Source organism: Mesorhizobium waitakense, assembly GCF_056431085.1.
Map to the genome: position 1 here is coordinate 1 of NZ_JBWKME010000090.1, position 17,600 is coordinate 17,600.

19 protein-coding genes are annotated in these 17,600 nt (G+C 61.9%); 6 read left to right on the plus strand and 13 right to left on the minus strand.

All coding sequences use genetic code 11. The features are described from left to right. Nucleotides 1–208 (plus strand): transposase (locus AC07FD_RS18885; protein ID WP_478351079.1); only part of this gene is annotated, 208 nt, incomplete at its 5' end. A gap of 81 nt (nt 209–289) precedes the next feature. On the opposite strand, the gene ychF is transcribed toward AC07FD_RS18885, so the two are convergent. Then, nucleotides 290–1,393, minus strand: a complete 1,104-nt coding sequence (gene ychF / locus AC07FD_RS18890; RefSeq protein ID WP_478351080.1) for a redox-regulated ATPase YchF — start codon at nt 1,391–1,393, stop codon at nt 290–292. Between the two features lie 154 nt (nt 1,394–1,547). Between ychF and AC07FD_RS18895 the strand changes: the two genes are divergently transcribed. Beyond that, entirely contained in the window at nt 1,548–1,757 is a 210-nt protein-coding gene (locus tag AC07FD_RS18895) for a hypothetical protein (protein WP_478351081.1), read from the plus strand. On the opposite strand, the gene AC07FD_RS18900 is transcribed toward AC07FD_RS18895, so the two are convergent. From AC07FD_RS18900 to AC07FD_RS18915, 4 genes are all read right to left on the minus strand, one after another. Continuing rightward, nucleotides 1,743–2,033, minus strand: a complete 291-nt coding sequence (locus AC07FD_RS18900) for a hypothetical protein (RefSeq protein ID WP_478351082.1) — start codon at nt 2,031–2,033, stop codon at nt 1,743–1,745. The two genes, AC07FD_RS18895 and AC07FD_RS18900, sit on opposite strands and share 15 nt — an antisense overlap. A gap of 3 nt (nt 2,034–2,036) precedes the next feature. Continuing rightward, a complete protein-coding gene (pth, locus tag AC07FD_RS18905; protein ID WP_478351083.1) occupies nt 2,037–2,759 on the minus strand; it encodes an aminoacyl-tRNA hydrolase in 723 nt (240 codons plus the stop codon). Between the two features lie 23 nt (nt 2,760–2,782). Next, nucleotides 2,783–3,424, minus strand: coding sequence for a 50S ribosomal protein L25/general stress protein Ctc (locus tag AC07FD_RS18910; RefSeq protein ID WP_478351084.1), 642 nt, complete (start codon nt 3,422–3,424; stop codon nt 2,783–2,785). 164 nt (nt 3,425–3,588) lie between these two features. After that, nucleotides 3,589–4,623, minus strand: coding sequence for a class I SAM-dependent methyltransferase (locus tag AC07FD_RS18915; RefSeq protein ID WP_478351085.1), 1,035 nt, complete (start codon nt 4,621–4,623; stop codon nt 3,589–3,591). A 293-nt stretch (nt 4,624–4,916) separates the two neighbouring features. Here AC07FD_RS18915 and AC07FD_RS18920 point away from each other — a divergent pair, with 293 nt between their 5' ends. Beyond that, nucleotides 4,917–6,923 (plus strand): putative bifunctional diguanylate cyclase/phosphodiesterase, encoded by a 2,007-nt coding sequence (locus AC07FD_RS18920; protein ID WP_478351086.1) that lies wholly within the window; start codon nt 4,917–4,919, stop codon nt 6,921–6,923. Between the two features lie 57 nt (nt 6,924–6,980). Here the strand turns inward: AC07FD_RS18920 and AC07FD_RS18925 are convergent, their stop codons facing one another. After that, a complete protein-coding gene (locus AC07FD_RS18925; protein ID WP_478351087.1) occupies nt 6,981–7,409 on the minus strand; it encodes a MarR family winged helix-turn-helix transcriptional regulator in 429 nt (142 codons plus the stop codon). Between the two features lie 152 nt (nt 7,410–7,561). Between AC07FD_RS18925 and AC07FD_RS18930 the strand changes: the two genes are divergently transcribed. Continuing rightward, nucleotides 7,562–8,425, plus strand: coding sequence for an alpha/beta fold hydrolase (locus tag AC07FD_RS18930; RefSeq protein WP_478351088.1), 864 nt, complete (start codon nt 7,562–7,564; stop codon nt 8,423–8,425). 62 nt (nt 8,426–8,487) lie between these two features. On the opposite strand, the gene AC07FD_RS18935 is transcribed toward AC07FD_RS18930, so the two are convergent. Further along, nucleotides 8,488–9,237 (minus strand): SDR family oxidoreductase, encoded by a 750-nt coding sequence (locus tag AC07FD_RS18935; RefSeq protein ID WP_478351089.1) that lies wholly within the window; start codon nt 9,235–9,237, stop codon nt 8,488–8,490. 227 nt (nt 9,238–9,464) lie between these two features. Further along, nucleotides 9,465–10,709, minus strand: a complete 1,245-nt coding sequence (locus tag AC07FD_RS18940; protein WP_457151549.1) for an MFS transporter — start codon at nt 10,707–10,709, stop codon at nt 9,465–9,467. A gap of 152 nt (nt 10,710–10,861) precedes the next feature. Between AC07FD_RS18940 and AC07FD_RS18945 the strand changes: the two genes are divergently transcribed. After that, nucleotides 10,862–11,740 carry an AraC family transcriptional regulator gene (locus tag AC07FD_RS18945; RefSeq protein WP_478351090.1) on the plus strand — a complete coding sequence of 293 codons (879 nt, stop codon included), beginning with the start codon at nt 10,862–10,864 and terminating at the stop codon, nt 11,738–11,740. A gap of 22 nt (nt 11,741–11,762) precedes the next feature. On the opposite strand, the gene AC07FD_RS18950 is transcribed toward AC07FD_RS18945, so the two are convergent. Then, complete coding sequence (locus AC07FD_RS18950) at nt 11,763–12,737, minus strand: AraC family transcriptional regulator (RefSeq protein WP_478351091.1); 975 nt, start codon at nt 12,735–12,737, stop codon at nt 11,763–11,765. Between the two features lie 125 nt (nt 12,738–12,862). Between AC07FD_RS18950 and AC07FD_RS18955 the strand changes: the two genes are divergently transcribed. Beyond that, nucleotides 12,863–13,759: an SDR family oxidoreductase gene (locus AC07FD_RS18955; protein ID WP_478351092.1), complete on the plus strand. Its 897-nt coding sequence runs from the start codon at nt 12,863–12,865 to the stop codon at nt 13,757–13,759. Between the two features lie 18 nt (nt 13,760–13,777). Here AC07FD_RS18955 and AC07FD_RS18960 read toward each other — a convergent pair whose 3' ends face one another. The 4 genes from AC07FD_RS18960 to pgeF all read right to left on the minus strand — a co-directional run bounded on the left by AC07FD_RS18960 (nt 13,778) and on the right by pgeF (nt 17,484). Beyond that, nucleotides 13,778–14,713 (minus strand): ribose-phosphate pyrophosphokinase, encoded by a 936-nt coding sequence (locus AC07FD_RS18960; RefSeq protein ID WP_478351093.1) that lies wholly within the window; start codon nt 14,711–14,713, stop codon nt 13,778–13,780. Nucleotides 14,714–14,868: 155 nt separating this feature from the next. Continuing rightward, complete coding sequence (locus tag AC07FD_RS18965) at nt 14,869–15,495, minus strand: hypothetical protein (protein WP_478351094.1); 627 nt, start codon at nt 15,493–15,495, stop codon at nt 14,869–14,871. Between the two features lie 43 nt (nt 15,496–15,538). Continuing rightward, nucleotides 15,539–16,690 carry a M24 family metallopeptidase gene (locus tag AC07FD_RS18970; protein ID WP_478351095.1) on the minus strand — a complete coding sequence of 384 codons (1,152 nt, stop codon included), beginning with the start codon at nt 16,688–16,690 and terminating at the stop codon, nt 15,539–15,541. Then, nucleotides 16,690–17,484: a peptidoglycan editing factor PgeF gene (gene pgeF / locus AC07FD_RS18975; protein WP_478351096.1), complete on the minus strand. Its 795-nt coding sequence runs from the start codon at nt 17,482–17,484 to the stop codon at nt 16,690–16,692. Before pgeF ends, AC07FD_RS18970 begins: the two co-directional genes overlap by 1 nt. Nucleotides 17,485–17,600 lie beyond the last annotated feature (116 nt).

The following is a 17,600-nucleotide window of genomic DNA, read 5'->3' on the forward strand; positions in this document are numbered from 1 at the left end:
CAAGTTCACGATGGAGATCATCAAGCGATCGGACAGCGCCAAAGGCTTCGAAGTCCTGCCACGCCGATGGGTCGTTGAGCGGCCCTTCGCATGGCTGGGTAGGTGCCGTAGGCTGGCCAAGGACTTCGAGCGATCCATCGAATCCGCACAGGCCTGGGTTCTCATCGCAAACATCCGCATGCTTACCCGACGGCTCGCAAGGGCCTGAAAACACGGCGGTCATTCCGATTCAGACACTTAGAGATGCCGGTACCGGAAGGGCTTGCCGCCAGGCGTGATCTTCACAAAATCAGGTGTTGAACTTGAACAGCAGGATGTCGCCGTCCTGGACGACATATTCCTTGCCTTCGTCGCGCGCCTTGCCGGCTTCCTTGGCCGCCACTTCGCCGCCCAACGTGATGAAGTCGTTGTAGGCGATGGTCTGGGCGCGGATGAAGCCGCGCTCGAAATCGGTGTGGATGACGCCGGCCGCCTGCGGCGCCTTGGCGCCCTTGTGCACGGTCCAGGCGCGCGTTTCCTTAGGGCCGGCGGTGAAATAGGTGATCAGCTGCAACAGCTCGTAGCCGGCGCGGATGACCTTGTTCAGGCCGGGCTCGTCGAGGCCGAGCGAAGAAAGGAATTCCATCTCCTCCTCGTCCGAGAGCTGGGCGACTTCGGCTTCGATCGCGGCCGCGATCACCACGGTGCTGGCGCCTTGCGCGGAGGCCATCTTTTCCACGGCCTTTGTGTGCTCGTTGCCGGTGGCGGCGTCGGCCTCGGCGACATTGCAGACATAGAGCACGGGATGCGAGGTCAGAAGGTTCAGCCCCTGCAGGATGCGCAGGTCTTCCGCCGAAATGCCCTTGAGCAGGATGCGGGTCGGCTTGCCGGCCTGCAGCAGCTCGAGCGCCGCTTCCATCAGCGGCAGCACGGTCGTCGCTTCCTTGTCCTTGCTGCCGGCGCGCTTGCGGATCTGCACGATGCGGCGTTCGAGGCTGTCGAGGTCGGCGAGCATCAGCTCGGTCTCGACCGTCTCGGCGTCGGCGACGGGATCGATGCGGCCCTCGACATGGGTGATGTCGTCATCCTCAAAGCAGCGCAGCACGTGCACGATGGCGTCGACCTCGCGGATGTTGGCGAGGAACTGGTTGCCCAAGCCTTCGCCCTTCGAGGCGCCGCGCACAAGGCCGGCAATGTCGACGAAGGAGATGCGGGTCGGAATGATCTCCTTCGACTTGGCGATCGCCGCGACCTTCTGCAGGCGCGGATCGGGCACCGCCACCTCGCCGGTGTTCGGTTCGATGGTGCAGAACGGATAGTTGGCGGCCTGTGCCGCCGCCGTCCTGGTCAGCGCGTTGAAAAGCGTCGACTTGCCGACATTGGGCAAGCCAACGATGCCGCATTTGAAACCCATTTTGTCCGGTCCTATTGGGAAATCGAAATTTGATCAGGGCTATGGGGGATAGGCCCCGACATCGTCAAGGCGCAATTCAATTCAGGCGTTGCGCGATGTCGTCGGTGGCTATGCCCAACGAGCGAACGCCGGACCTGCTCAGTGTCTGTAGGAGATGCCAAAAAGCATCGACTTCAGCGGTTCCAAAATCAATCGTCATCTGCCCATCAATCAATTGGGCACTGTGAATGATATTTCCGCCGATTTCCGTCGTTTCACGCTCTCCATCGATATCGAACCAGGCGTCAAACCATGCGTCGAAGAGATCGCCATCGAGCTCTTTGGTATCGAACTTGAAACAGACCTCATCCTATGTGAACGGTGAGATCAGGACGCCCATTCCGGCTATCTCGGCTCGTATACCCGGAGAGAATCTCAGATAGCTATCGCTGTTGATGAAGTGCGGATCGGGTTGTCCGTCATTGGCAACGAAGTCGACCGCAATGAAATTTCGATAAAAGGAATCGACGTTCGAAAACTTCACCTCGGTCGCATGGGATCCTTGGCGGTTGGCAGCAAGGTCACCAGCCGCAGAGACAAAGTGATCGAGATATTTCTGCCTGACGCGACGAACCAGATCCTGAACATCGCCGATATCCACGGCTCACTCCTTGCCGAAGAGTTTCTTCAGCATCGCGGCCATCGGGCCGCTTTCCGGCAGCTTGACCGCCGGCTGTTGCGGGCGAGCTTGCCGGACGTGACTTTGCTGCTTTGGCGCCGGCTGCTTTGGCGCCGGCTTTTCCGGCTCCGGCGCGGCCTTGCCCTGGACGGCGAGGCTGGCCTTGTTCATGAAGCCGGATTCGTCGCCCTTGACGATCATGGCGGCGTTGTCGGCGATCGCGTCGAGCAGCGGTTCGAGCCATTCGCGGTCGGCCTTGTCGAAATCGCCGAGCACATGGTGCTGGACCATTTCCTTGACGCCGGGATGTCCGACGCCGATGCGCACGCGGCGGTAGGCGTTGCCGACATGGCCGTCGATCGAGCGGATGCCGTTATGGCCGCCGGCGCCGCCGCCGGTCTTGATGCGCAGCTTGCCCTCGGCAAGGTCGATCTCGTCGTAGAAGACCGTGAGCGCGGAAAGCTCGAGCTTGTAGAAGCGCAGCGCTTCGCCGACCGACTGGCCGGACAGGTTCATGAAGGTCTGCGGCTTGACCAGGACGATCTTTTCGCCGCCAAGCATGCCTTCAGCAATCAGGCCCTGGAATTTCTTCGACCAGGGCGAAAAGGAATGGCGGCGGGCGATTGCGTCCGCCGCCATGAAACCGACATTGTGCCGATTGTTGGCGTATTTCGCGCCCGGATTGCCGAGACCTGCAAACAGCAGCATCGCCTGCTCCGGGCGTGAAAGAGTTACTTCTCTTCGGCGGCAGGAGCCGCTTCAGGGGCCGCCACTTCAGCCGTGACTTCCGTCTCCGGCTTCATCGCCGACGAGCCGGCAACGGTCGCGATGGTGAAGTCGCGGTCGGAGATGACAGGCTTCACACCGGCCGGCAGCTTGACCGCCGAGATGTGGATCGAATCGCCGATGTCAGCGCCAGTGAGATCGACGGTGATGAATTCCGGGATCGCATTGGCCGGGCAGTGGAACTCGACTTCGTGACGCACGATGTTGAGCACGCCGCCGCGCTTGATGCCGGGCGACTTGTCCTCGTTGATGAAGTGGACAGGCACGTCGACATTGACCTGGGTGTCCTTGCCGATGCGCAGGAAGTCGACATGGACAGGGAAATCCTTGACCGGGTCGAGCTGGAAGTCCTTCGGCAGGACCTGGATCTTCTTGCCGTCGACATCGATCGTGGCGATCGTGGTCAGAAACCCGCCGCCATGGATCTTGTAGTAGATGTCCTTGTAGGTGAGCGCGATGGCCAGGGGAGGCTGCTTGTCACCATAAATTACTGCAGGCACTTTACCGTTGCGACGAACTGCACGGGCGGACCCCTTACCGACCTGTTCGCGTGCTTCGGCCTTGAGCTCGTAAGTGTCGTGGCTCATGGCATTTCCTTTCGGTTTGTCTGGAGCGTTCCCGGCCGGCAACGTGCTTGGCCGTAAACGTCGAAAGCCGCCGGGTCAGGCGGCTTTCCGCCGCGTTGCCTCCAAGGGTGTCTACGCGGGTGGCGGCTCTATAGCGGAAGGCGGCCGGAGGTGCAAGCCAAAGGCTAGCCGCGCTTTTCTATCACGGCGTACAGCACGTTGCGGTTCTCGCCAAAGAACACCTTGGCCTCGACGGTGTTGCGGTCGACGCTGGCATTGACGATGTTCCACATGTCGACCTCCGTCCGCAGCAGCAACACCCAGTCCATGAACGTCTCGCGGTACCCGGCGTCAGGATTGCCCTCCGCGTAGTTCGCGAACAGGAATGTCCCGTTCGGCTTCAACATCTGCAGGCAGGTCTTGGTGAGTTTCACGGCAACGTTGTGCGCAAGGTAGTCATAAAGGCCGGAGGCGTAGATCAAGTCGAACTGGCCCAGCTTGTGACCCCTCGTGAGCACGGTCCGCACCGAGCCGTCGATGGCTTCGATCGCGGTGCCCTGGAAGTCGCGCGAGATCAATCCAACGCTCTGGGGATCCTGATCGAGTGCAACCCAGCGCTTGAGACGGCCCTCCGCCAGGGCGACTGAGCGATTGGCCTCACGCAAATGGCCGGCCGCGATCGCCAGGACCTCGGTTTGCGGTCCGTTCTTGGCCGCAGCCTCATCGACATATCGGGTCAAAAGATCGCGTCGTTCCCGGGCCGCAACGCACGACGGCACGTCCTGGGTGTGGGTATAGAGCGCCTTGCCGGTCTCCGAGGCGTTTGCCACGCTCTCAGCCACGTGCGGATCACAATAGATGTAATCGAGCAACTCCGCGTCGCCAGAATACCCCCTGGGCTTGCTGAAAGACCACCGTGTCAGCGGATCCTCAAGAAAGTACTCCAGGACCGGGTGGCCCTGCACCACCGGTATCAATGCTTGCCAAACGTCGGGATGCACCTTGGAACGCGTCGCGTTGAGGTGAGACATCAGGCGACGAATGATCTCGGCGGGGTCTTTTCGTTGTTCGATTTGCTGGTGTGTCGCGCTGAGAATGAGCGCCAGCTCCGCACGAGCGTTTTCGAACTCTTCGCCATGATGCTCGATCGTTCCCCGACGGAGAGTGCTGGCGATCATCTTGGCAGTAATCAGGCTTTTGCCATCAAACACGGTTTGCAACCCATCACTCCATAGTTAACAGTCAGTTAACTTATTGCGTAGAATGCTCCATTTGCCAATGGCGGGTCGGGCGCATTTTATCGGTATGATTAATTTCCCGCAAACCATGTTCATTCGTTAGGGAGCTTCTGGGGCCGATTCCTCGTTCGAGTTAACGGAAACTTGTCTTGCTCGATTGCATTTGTTGGCCCGGCGTCGCAATCGCTGTCGCGTCCAAGGAGCCGACCTGCGTGAGGGCAGAAGCTAGAGATGAGTTCGGCATACAAGATCCCCTTCAAACGGGGTTCGTTGTGATGGACGAACGCGTGGCATCCGTATTTGCCGATGCGGCTGATGCGGAACCGTACGAACCGCGTTACGAACTGGCGTCCGACGAGCTTCGCAGCCTTTACCGGACGGAAGCCCAGGTGACGCGAAGAGGGGAAGCCAGGCCCGGGCTTTGGATGGCCGTTGCCATCTATGTGCTGTTTTCGGCAACTGACCTGCTGCTGATCCCAGATGTGGCCGCCTACACGATCACGGCGCGCTTCGCGGTCGGACTGACCGCGCTTTTGATCCTGGAAATGCAGCTTCGCCATGGCGTCGGGACGGAATGGCTCGACATCACTTGCGCCGGGGCCATTATCTTTGGCTATGTCGGCTGGTTGTCCCCAGCGGTTATGGGTGCGGACAAGGAAAGCGTCTCTTATTATATGGTCTTCGGCACCATCTTCATGATGAGTGCCAATCTCTTCTTTACGTTCAGATTCAAAGTTTCTATTATAACTTCAACTATAATCTTATGCATATTGTATGTCGTAAACTATTTTGTGCCTTCCACGCTAACATACAAGTTGGTGTTTGGAACGTTCTACATTTCCTGCTTCACATTCACCTCATATGTGAACTGGAAACTGAATGAGGAGCGCTACAACGTCTTCCTGAACGCCCTGGAAGCCAAAATTCAGCACAACGAGGCGACCGAACGAGGCAAGGCTCTGCTGAGACTGTCGCGGACCGATCCGCTTACGGGTCTCGAAAATCGGCGGGCGATCGACGAAAAGCTGCGGGATTACTGGAGCGACTGGCAACGTGTTGGCACCAGTTTTGGGGCGATCCTCATCGACGTGGACTTCTTCAAAAAGTTCAATGACTGCTACGGCCATCAGGAAGGCGACCGCTGCCTGATCCATGTCGCCAATGCCCTTAGCGAAATGATCAAGCAGTATAGTGGCTCGATCGGTCGCTATGGCGGGGAAGAATTCATTGTCCTGGCTCGCGTGGAGAGAAAAGAGCAGATCATGGATCTCGCGGAAGCCATTTGCAGCACGGTGGAGAGCCTGGCGCTTACTCACGAGCTGCGGCGAGACGGGGTCTCGATTGTGACAGTGAGCGTTGGCGCGGCATTCACCAGGACGCAGACTGGCGCCAAGCTGGAGAAGATCATCCACGAGGCAGACCGCGCGCTCTATCTGGCAAAAGCCGGTGGTCGAAATTGCGCTCGGCTGTTCGATCCGACCGATCCCCAGAGCAGCGACGAAAGTGAGAACATCGCGGCCTTGCTGAAGATCGCGATTGGCCAGAATCTCGTTTCGCTGGTTTATCAACCTATCCAGGATGTCAAATCGGGCCGAGTCGAAGCCGTAGAGGCTCTGATGCGCCTCAGAATGCTGGACGGCACGTCGGTTCCGCCGAGCCTGTTCATTCCCGTTGCGGAACGAACCGGCGCGATCCTGGAACTCGGGCGCTGGGCAATAAGGACGGTGTGCTCCGAGCTTTTGGCGGACGACCACGTCCGCGTCGTCAGTGTCAACGTCTCTCCAATTCAGCTCAAGACACCTGGCTTCGCAACGTCTGTCGCGACCATTTTGGGCGAGACCGGCGTAGCCGGCAGCAGGCTGGCCTTCGAAATCACCGAAGGACTGGAAATGGAGATGCACTCGGACATTCTTCGCTGCATCAGCGACCTGAAGCTGCTCGGCATCAAGATATGGCTCGATGACTTCGGGACGGGCTTCGCGGGCCTTTCGTGGCTTCGTCTCATCGATTTCGACACGGTGAAGATCGACCGCTCGTTTCTGCACGACTGCAGCGCCCCGAACGGCAAGGCAATGCTCCAGGACATTATCACCCTGGTCCGAAATCGCGGCCACAAAATCCTGGTCGAAGGGGTGGAAACGGACGAGCAGATGGCCCTTATGCGCGAATTCGGCATAGACAAGGTCCAGGGCTTCCATGTCGGCCGTCCCGCTCCCGCCGCTAGTTTCCAGGCAAAGCGGACGCTCCGCAAACGTCCATTTACCGTGCTTAAGTCCGCATGATAGCCGTGCCGGCGCCGGCACTGCGGTTTTTGGACGAGACCGCTGTTTGGCGGCTGGCTATTGGCCGCCGGTCAACGCGTCGCGCAGCGCCTGAATCTGCCGGTTCAAGGCGTCAAGCTGTGCCAGCGTCATGCCCGAGCGCTCGATCAAGGTCTCATTCAGGCAGTTGCACCGGACAAGCAGCGCGCGCCCGGTTGCGGTCAGATCGACCTGCACCTGGCGCTCGTCGACCTGGCTGCGCCGGCGCCTCACCAGCCCAGCCTGTTCCATCCGCTTCACCAGCGGTGTGACGGTGCTCGATTCCAAGGCGAGCCGGTGCGCGATGGTGCCGACCGACATGCCGTCGGCCTCTGCCAGCGCATTGAGCACGAGATATTGCGGATAGGTGATGCCCATCTCGTCCAGCATCGGCTTGTAGGTGCGATTGATCGCCATGCTGGTGGCGTAAAGCGTGAAACAGAGCTGATTGTCCAACGGGAGAGGCACGGCGGATTCCTTCTTGCCAATACAGGCACCAAGTCTGTACCACGAAAAATGATATCGCGATACATATTTCCATGGACAAGCGGTTTGGGCTACGCTAGGCATGTGGACATCGCGATATTGTTTATCGCGACAACAATCGAAGGAAGATTGAGATGAACCAGGCCTTGCAATCCAAGCCCAGCGCCGGCAGCGGCACGATCACCACCAAGGACGGAACGCAGATCTACTACAAGGACTGGGGAACCGGTCAGCCCATCGTCTTCCATCACGGCTGGCCATTGAGCAGCGACGACTGGGACGCCCAGATGCTGTTCTTCCTGTCCAAGGGCTATCGCGTCATTGCCCATGATCGCCGCGGCCATGGCCGCTCGACCCAGACGGATATCGGCAACGAAATGGACACCTATGCCGCCGATGTCGCGGCACTGGCGGCGCATCTGGACCTCAAGGACGCCATCCATGTCGGCCACTCGACCGGCGGCGGCGAGGTGGCGCGGTACGTCGCCCAATATGGTTCGGGTGGTCGTGTCGCCAAGGCGGTGCTGATCGGCGCGGTGCCACCGATCATGCTGAAGACGGCGGCCAATCCCGGCGGCCTGCCGATCGAGGTGTTCGACGGGTTCCGCTCGGGCGTCGCGGCCAACCGCGCTCAGCTCTACGTGGATGTACCCGCTGGCCCGTTCTACGGCTTCAACCGCCCGGGCGCCGAAGTCTCGCAAGGTGTCATCGACAATTGGTGGCGCCAGGGCATGATGGGCGGCACCAAGGCGCACTATGATTGCATCAAGGCCTTCTCGGAGACCGACTTTACCGAGGACCTGAAGACTATCGACGTGCCGGTGCTGGTGATGCACGGCGACGACGACCAGATCGTCCCGATCGCCGACTCCGCACTGTTGGCGATCAAGCTGCTGAAGAAGGGTGAGCTCAAGGTCTACAAGGGCTTCCCGCATGGCATGGCCACGACCCATGCCGACATCATCAACGCCGACCTGCTGGCCTTCTTCAAGGCGTAGGATATTTCGACGTCACAGACAAAAGCACCCGCCATCAGGCGGGTGCTAAGGCCCTGCCGATCTCAGGCGATGCTCAAGCCGCCGTCGATCAGCATTTCCGCACCGACCATGAACGGGCATTCGTCCGAAGCCAGAAACACCACCGCATTGGCAATTTCCTCGGCGGTTCCGAAACGGCCCGCGGGTACCAGGCCGACCACCGCTTTCGCACGGGCCTTCGCCGCTGCCGGATCCAGCCCAAGTTTGTCATTGAGCGGTGTGTCGATCGGGCCCGGGCTGATTACATTGGCGCGAATGCCGCGCCCTATCAGTTCGCCCGACAGCGTCCGCGCCAGCGAAATCATGCCAGCCTTGGCCAGCGAATAGACATGCGTTCCTGCCATTCCCATATGCGCGTTGACCGAGCCGCTGAGGATGATCGATGACGGGTTCGAAAACAGCGGAACGAGCGCCTTGACCAGGAAGTACGGTCCCTTGAGGTCGACATCGATGCTCCTGTCGAACGCTGCCTCGGTCCAGTCGCCAAGCGGGCGCAGATCGGCGATGCCGGCGTTGAGGAAGAGAGCGTCGAGCTTGCCGAAGGTTTCGCCGATCCGCCCGGCAATGTCGCTTTGGGCGGCGGCATCTCCGGCGTCGGAGGCGATGACAAGCACATCGCTGCCCAAGATGTTGCGCGCCTCCTCGAGACGGCCCGCATTGGTGCCGGTAATGGCGACGCGCGCGCCTTCCTCAATGAAACGTCGCGCCGTCACCAGGCCGATGCCGCTGGTGCCACCCGTAATCAGCGCGACCTTGTCTTTAAGCCTGGACATAACAGATTGCCTTTCCTGACGCGGAGCGCTGCGCACTGATCCGTCGCGCCGAGCCCGGTACTTTATTTTCAACTTGAAAGCGTCCGCTGACCCAGCCTTGCCGTCGGCGTCATTTGTTGCACGTGTTTCGAACAATGACAGGCCTATACCCGGCGAATGACGAAAGAATCATTGAGGGCGTGGCAGCTGCCACGCCCTCACGTCAAAATCCTGAAGACTGGCTGATATTAGCTGATCGCCGCCTCCGCCTTCCTGGCTTCCCGCATGTTCGGCAGGAACACCGTCAGCAGGCCGAGCAGTGGCAGATACGAGCAGATCTGGAAGACGAACTCGATGCCCTTCATGTCGGCGACGACGCCAAGCACGGCGGCCGCGATGCCGCCCATGCCGAAGGCGAAGCCGAAGAAGATGCCGGCAATCATGCCGACACGTCCCGGCACCAGCTCCTGCGCAAAGACGACGATGTTGGAGAAGGCCGACGACAGGATCAGGCCGATCAGCACCGTCAGCACCATCGTCCATTCGAGGTTGGCGTAGGGCAGGGCCAGCGTGAAGGGCAGCACGCCGACGATCGAGAACCAGATCATCGCCTTCTGCCCGTAGCGGTCGCCGAACGGGCCGCCAAGCAGGATGCCGAGTGCCGAGGAGCCGAGGAACAGGAACAGCATGACCTGCGACATCTGCACGGAAACGCCGAATTTATGGATGGAATAGAAGGTGTAGTAGCTGGCGAGGCTGGCGATGTAGGCGTTCTTGCTCAACACCAGCAGGGTCAGCACGATCAATGCATTCATCACCTTGCGGCGCGGGAAGGGCGAGACGAAGGTTGCCGTCTTGCGGTTGCCCTGTGCGGCACGCAGGCGGCTGTACCAGCCGCCGACCTGCCACAGCACGATGATGCCGATCAGCGAGCCGACGGCGAACCACGAGATGCTGGTCTGGCCGAACGGCACGACGATGAAGGCAGCCAGCAGCGGTCCCATCGACTGGCCGAAATTGCCGCCGACCTGGAACAGCGACTGCGCAAGGCCAAAGCGGCCGCCGGACGCAAAGCGGGCGATGCGCGAGGATTCCGGATGGAAGATCGCCGAGCCGATGCCGATCAGCGAGGCGCCGATCAGTAGCAGCGAATAGTGCCCGGCATAGGCGAGCACGACCAGGCCGATCAGCGACGACGCCATGCCATAGGGCAGCGAATAGGGCATCGGCCGCTTGTCGGTGACCATGCCAATCACTGGCTGCAGCAGCGATGCGGTCACCTGGAAGGTGAAGGTCAGGAGGCCGATCTGCCAGAAGTCGAGGCCGTAATTCTCTTTCAGCAAGGGATAGATGGCCGATAGCAGCGACTGCATGATGTCGTTGATGCAATGGCAGAAGCTCACCGCCAGGATGACGGTGAAGGCCGTCGCCTGGGCCGAAGCGTGACTGACGGTCGCTGGTGGCGCGACGCTGGCGGCTGTCGTATCGGTCAAGGTAGGCTCCGTGGTCTTTTTGGCGGGCACGCCCGCAGGCAGGTCTGGCGGACGCTCCTGCAGACCGCGTTAGGACGGTTGCCTTATAAGCTGCTTGCGGCGCGACTTCTTTCGTGGTTTGGTCCAATAGTTTCGCAAGTGGGCCATACCCAATGCCGCATGGCAGGGAAATCTTTCACGCGGGCAATGCCAACCTCGAGCAATTGCACGAGCGCCGCTGGCTGTGGCTGGAGCAAGCAGTCGGGCCGGCGGTGGCGCTGCCGACCGAATATCCCGACGGCTACCATGTGCCGCAACACCGCCACAGCCGCAACCAGCTGCTGCACGCGCTGGTCGGCGTCGTGCTGGTAAAGACGCGGCATGGGCGCTGGATGGTGCCGCCCGATCATGCGATGTGGATTCCGGCCGGCACCGAGCATTCGGTCGAGATGCTGGGCGATGTCTCGATGCGTTCTGTCTATGTCATGCCGCAGGCTATTCCGGGGCTGCCGGAAGGCTTGCGCGTGGTCGGCGTCACCGACCTGATGCACAGCCTGATCGTGGAGTCCGAGAAGCTGCCGCAAGGGGGCGTGCTGGAGGGCCGTGGCGGGCTGATCATGAATCTCCTGCTGCATGAAATCCCGACCCTGCCGGAACGGCCGCTCGGCCTGCCGTTCCCGTCCGATCCCAGGCTGGCGGCACTCTGCCGGCGTTTCGTGGCGGCCCCTTCGCCGCATGCGACGATCGACGAATGGGCGGACGCCGCCGGCATGAGCCGCCGTTCCTTCACCCGCGCCTTCCAGCGTCAGACCGGCCTGTCGCTGTCGACGTGGCGCCAGCAGGCCTGCCTGTTCGCAGCACTGCCACGGCTGGCCGACGGGGAACCAATCACCAGGGTGGCACTCGATCTCGGCTATGACAGCGTGCCGGCCTTCATCACCATGTTCAAGCGCATGCTGGGCGCGTCGCCGCGCGGCTACATGCGCGGTGCGCGTGACAGCGGCGAAGGCATACGCCGGCCAAGCGCTGCGCTTCGATTGGAAAGTCCTTGATCTCGGCGTTATGCGCGGCCCTTCAGCCCGCGACCGGCTCGGGCAGGCTGGTGCGGATGATCTCCTCGCCATGCGGGGCGGAAGCCGGTGGCCGGCCACGGCTGTGTTGGCGCGGCGAACAGCCCATCACCCGCTTGAAGGCGGTGCTGAAGGCGCTTTCCGATTCGTAGCCGAGCGACAGTGCAATGACGGAAACAGGATCGCCGGAACTCGCCAGCCTGTCGCCGGCCAAGAGCATGCGCCAGCGCGTCAGGTAGTCCATGGGGGAAGCGCCGACCATCGCCCTGAATTTCAGCGCAAAGGTCGACCGCGACATGCCGGCGCGCTCGGCCAGCGCCTGCAGTGTCCAGCCATGCGCCGGGTCTTCATGCATGGCGCCGATCACCGCGCCGATCTGTTTGTCGGCCAGCGCAAACAGCCAGCCGACGCCGCCCCTCAGGCCCTCGGCCATATGCAGGCGCAAGGCCTCGATCAGGATCATGTGGGCCAGATGCTCGACGATGAGAAAGCCACCCGGCCGCCGCTCGCGCAATTCCTGCATCATCCGCTCCACCGGCCAGCGCAGCGCCGAATGATCGGAGTCGCTGCGGATGTGGACGATCGGCGGCAACATTCGCAACAGGATGCCGGCATGGTCCCCGGATAGGGCAAAGCGGCTGCTGACGAGAAGGAAATCGCCGCCGCCATTATGCGAGGTGATGCCACCGGTGCGGGCGGGGGAAAAGATAGTTCGGGCATCGACCGATGGCAGCTCCATGTCGCTGGCAAGGCGGAAAGGACGCCCGCGCGGCAGCAGGAAACAGTCACCCGTCTGCAGCCGCACCGCATCTGCGACGCCGTCCACGGACAGCCAGCATTGGCCGGATACCACGGCACCGCATTTGATGGCTGCCTGCTGGTCGGGGAACTGGATCGACCAGTCGCCACCGGCCTCCAGCCCGGCGGACAGGTAATTGCGCGGCTTCAGCAGCGACAGCACGTCTGAGAGCGGATCCATGAGCATTCCGGACGATTGCGAAGATAATACCGACTTTACAGCATAGATCGTATTTCCTCAATCCCGTATCTCCTTCGGCAACGGGCTGTCCATACGGCCCTTGAGCAAACAAAGGAGAAATCGCGATGCGTGTATTTGTCACCGGTGCCACCGGTTTTATCGGGTCGGCGGTTGTGCGGGAGCTCGTTGGAGCGGGCCATCAGGTGCTTGGCCTCGTCCGTTCGGATGCAGGTGCGAGGTCGGTTATCGCTGCGGGCGCCGAGGCGCATCGCGGCGATATCGAGGACCTGGAGAGCCTGCGCAGTGGAGCGGCCCTTTCGGATGGCGTCATCCACACCGCCTTCAACCATGACTTCTCGAAATTCGCGGCGAATTGCGAGGCGGACCGGCGCGCCATCGAGACGCTCGGGGCGGAACTCGAAGGCTCCGAGCGGCCCTTGCTTGTCACCTCCGGGCTGGCGCTGCTGACGCCGGCCGGTCACGTGGCGAGTGAGAACGACGCGCCTGTTCCTCCATCCGCTTCCTATCCCCGCGCCTCGGAAGTCACCGCCGAAGCGCTGGCGGCACGCGGAGTGTGCGCCTCGGCCGTGCGTCTTTCGCCCTCGGTCCACGGCGACGGCGATCATGGCTTCGTTCCGATGCTGATCGCCATCGCGCGTCAAAAAGGTGTTTCGGCCTATTTTGGCGATGGGACGAACCGCTGGCCTGCGGTGCACCGGCTGGACGCCGCTAGGCTCTTCAGGCTGGCGCTCGAGAAGGGGACCGGAGGAGCCAGGTACCACGGCGTTGCCGACCAGGGTGTGCCGACACGGGAGATCGCCGAGATCATCGGCCGCCGGCTGAACCTGCCGGTTGTCTCCAAAACCCACGAGGAAGCAGCCGACCATTTCGGCTTCCTCGGCCACTTCTTCGGCATGGATTGGCCTGCTTCCAGCGAGCAGACCAGGCAGGCGCTGGGATGGCAGCCGACGCAGCCGGGGTTGATCGCCGACCTCGACGGCCCGAGTTATTTCGAGGTTTGAAGCTGTTTCGAGACAGGCCTAGTCGAACAGGCTCGACACCGATTCCTCGGTCGCCGTGCGCGAGATGGCTTCGCCTATGAGGTCGGCGATCGAGATGACGCGGATGTTCGGAGCGTCGAGCACGCCTTGCGTCGGCTGGATGGAATCGGTGATCACAAGTTCCTGCAGCTTCGAGCCGCTAATGCGGGCGACGGCGCCGCCCGACAGGACACCGTGGGTGATATAGGCGGTGACACTGGTGGCGCCGTTGGCCAGCAGCGCATCGGCGGCATTGCACAGCGTGCCGCCGGAATCGACGATGTCGTCGATCAGCAGGCAATCCTTGCCGGCGACGGCGCCGATGATGTTCATCACTTCCGATTCGCCCGGACGCTCGCGGCGCTTGTCGACGATGGCCAGCTGCGCGTCGAAGCGCTTGGCCAGCGCACGGGCGCGCACCACGCCGCCGATGTCGGGTGACACCACCACGACATTGCCGAGCTGCTTGTACTTCGCCTTCACGTCGCGGGCCATGACCGGCACCGAAAACAGATTGTCGGTCGGGATGTCGAAAAAGCCCTGGATCTGGCCGGCATGCAGGTCGAGCGTCAGAACACGGTCGACGCCGGCGCGGGTAATCATGTTGGCGACCAGCTTGGCCGAGATCGGCGTGCGGCCGGAGGCGCGGCGGTCCTGCCTGGCGTAGCCGAAATAGGGAATCACCGCCGTGATGCGCTTGGCCGACGAGCGCATGAAGGCATCGATCATGATGAGCAGTTCCATCAGGTGATCGTTGGTCGGGAACGACGTCGACTGCAGGATGAAGACATCCTCGCCGCGCACATTTTCCTGGATTTCGACGAAGATTTCCTGGTCGGCGAAGCGCCTGACACTGGCCTTGCCCAGCGGGATGTTGAGATAGCGGGCGACCGCTTCGGCCAGCACCCTGTTGGAATTGCCCGCGAAGAGTTTCATACACCGTTCCTGGTGGAGGATGGAGAGATCAGACAGACTCTCCTGCACCTTTTAACCGGGCTTTTAGCGGCCCGCGCCGGTATTGCAAGCGCCGAGATCGGGAATCCGCCGGCTAATCTCAAGAAAGCCTCGCGCCATCGCCAGCCGGCAACACCTCAGCCCGCCTTGCCGCCGAGCCAGGCCGCGAACTGGTCGATGGTCTGGTCGGCGATTGCCTGCATAGTCGCCGGTGAGACCCCTTTCCAGCTATCGCCGCCCCCGCTGTCGCCGGAATTTGTCGAAGCTGCCTTCTGCTGGCCGTTGATGCGGTGCAGCCGGTTGCCGGCCGGGTCGTAGACGTCCCAGACATAGATGACGGTGGTGTCCTTGCCTTCCGATATCGCCGAGAAATAACCCTTGAGCACATGGGTCGCGGTCTGGTCGGTGCTGCCGGCAAGCGTGATGCCACGTTGCCTGGCGCGCGTCTGCAATTCCGCGGTCAGCGGCGTGGCGGCCTCCACCGAAGCACCGACGATCGGCGCGATCTGCAGGCGGGTCTTCGACAGGATGGCAGCACTTTGGGCTGGTGTGACCGGCGTGGTGGTGGTTGCGGGATTGCCCGCAATGGCGGGGTCGGCGGGCGACGGGGCGGGGGCGGCGCTGCCCTGGGTGCCGGGCGTCGACGGCGTCGAGGTCGCCGGCGGGGTGATGGCTGACGGTTCGAGAACGTCCTTTGCGTTGGTGCAGGCGGCAAGAGCCAATGCCACAAGCAATGACACGGTCGTCACATGCGATCGTCTCATTTGCCTTCTAACTCCTTGGCGAAGCACGCCTCCCATTGTGGATTCACTGTACGATCAAGTCGAGATCATGGCGGGACAGCGGCTTCGGCTGGGATTCGGTCGTCAGGTAGGTGCGGCCAAGCGTCATTGCCGTCTCTGTGTCGGAATCCATGATGATCATGTGGGCGAACAGCGTCATGTTCGGCGCGATCGGCTCGGGATTGCCCTGGTAGAACATCGGCATGTCCATCCAGGACGGCGTGAAGCGGGCGCCGACCGAATAGCCGCAGGCGTTCAGCCGGTGCTTGGTCAGGCCGTGCGCCTCCATGGTGCGGGCATGGGCGTCGAACACGTCGCCGAAGCTGTTGCCAGGCGTCATCGCCTTCTCGACGGCCAGAAGTGCTGCGCGGGCGGCGTCGAACAGCTCCTGATGGCGCTTCGAGACCTTGCCGGTGAGCACGGTGCGCATCATCGGCGCATGGTAGTGGTTGAAGACGCCGGCCCATTCGAGCGTCAGCTGATCGTTCTTGGTGAGCTTGCGGCGGCCGGACTTGTAGCGGCACAGCAGCGCATCGACGCCGGATCCGATGATGAACTCGTTGGCCGGATAGTCGCCGCCGCCGGCAAAGATCGCACCCTGCATGGCCGCCAGGATCAGCGCTTCGTCGCCGCCCTGCTTGATCAGCGGCAAGGCCGCGTCGAGCGCGTCATCGGAAAGGTTGGCGGCCTTCTCGGCCTTGGCGATTTCAGCCGGGCTCTTGAACAGGCGCAACCGGCCGACGATGCCGGACGCGTCGGCGATCTGGCCAAAGGTCTGCAGCTGTTCGTCCAGGCGACGGCCATTGTAGGCGGTCAGCCCGTGGGTGTCGTATTCGACGCCGATGCGGGCGCCGAGCAGGTCGAGCTCGTTGAGCAGATTGCGCAGGTCGACCGCCGGATTGGCGCCGTTGCGATCGGTCCACAAGACGATGTTGTCGATGATCGAGGTCTGGCGAGACTGGCGCAGGTCGGCCGAGCGGGTCAATAGCACCATCGAACCATCGGCCTTCACCACCAGGCACTGGAAGAAGCAGAAGCCGAATGTGTCGTAGCCGGTCAGCCAGTACATGCTTTCCTGGGCGAACAGCAGGATAGCGTCGAGCTTCTTCTCGGCCATCTCGATCATCAGCCGGTCGCGCCGCGCATCAAATTCCGAACGTTCAAAATGCAGCGCCATTATTGCTTCTCCAAAACGATTGCCGAAACCTGCCGGCCGTAATCGGGCTCCTTGCGGTGCGTGGTGCGCCGGTAGGAGTAAAACAGATCTTCCTCGGCATAAGTGCAGCGGCCGAGGCCCTCGGCCGTCACGCCGGCCTTAGCCAGCCGGTCGACCGTGTAGCGATTGAGGTCGAACATCGCATGGCCGGCGTTGGCGGATGGCACGAAATAGCGGATGTTTTCAGCGTCGGCCTCGACGAAACGGGCGACGAATTCCGGCCCGACCTCATAGTTTTCAGGGCCGATCGAGGGGCCGAGCACGGCAACGATGTTTTCGCGGCTGGCACCGAGGCTTTCCATGGCGAGGATGGTGTTTTCCAGCACGCCGGTGAAGGCGCCTTTCCAGCCGGCATGCGCGGCGCCGATGATGCGCGCCCGCGCATCGGCGAACAGCACCGGGCCGCAATCGGCGGTCGAGGCACCGATGGCAATGCCCGGCCGGTCGGTGACGATGGCGTCGGCCTTGGGCCGCTCGCCGGCAAAGGGCTCGCGCACGATGATGACATCGGGCGAATGGACCTGCCAGGAGGTCAGCAGATGGCTCGCCGGCACGCCCATCCAGGCGGCGACACGGCTGCGGTTCTCGGCGACCCGTGCCTGGTCGTCATTCGATCCGGTGCCGATGTTGAGGCCCTGGTAGATGCCGCTGGAAACACCGCCGAGGCGGGTGAAATAGCCGTGGCGGATGCCTTGCGCCTGCGCCTTGTCCAGCAGGGCCGACCGAACGGGATCCGGTTTGGTCTGATTCAGCATGCGGGCGTTGTTGTCCGTGTGGGCGGTTTCGTCAAGGAGAAGTGCTTTTCGACAAGAAGGCGGGGCAGAGTTCGGCTGGCGGTCCGAACGCTGTTTGCCGGACGGGAGATTGGGAG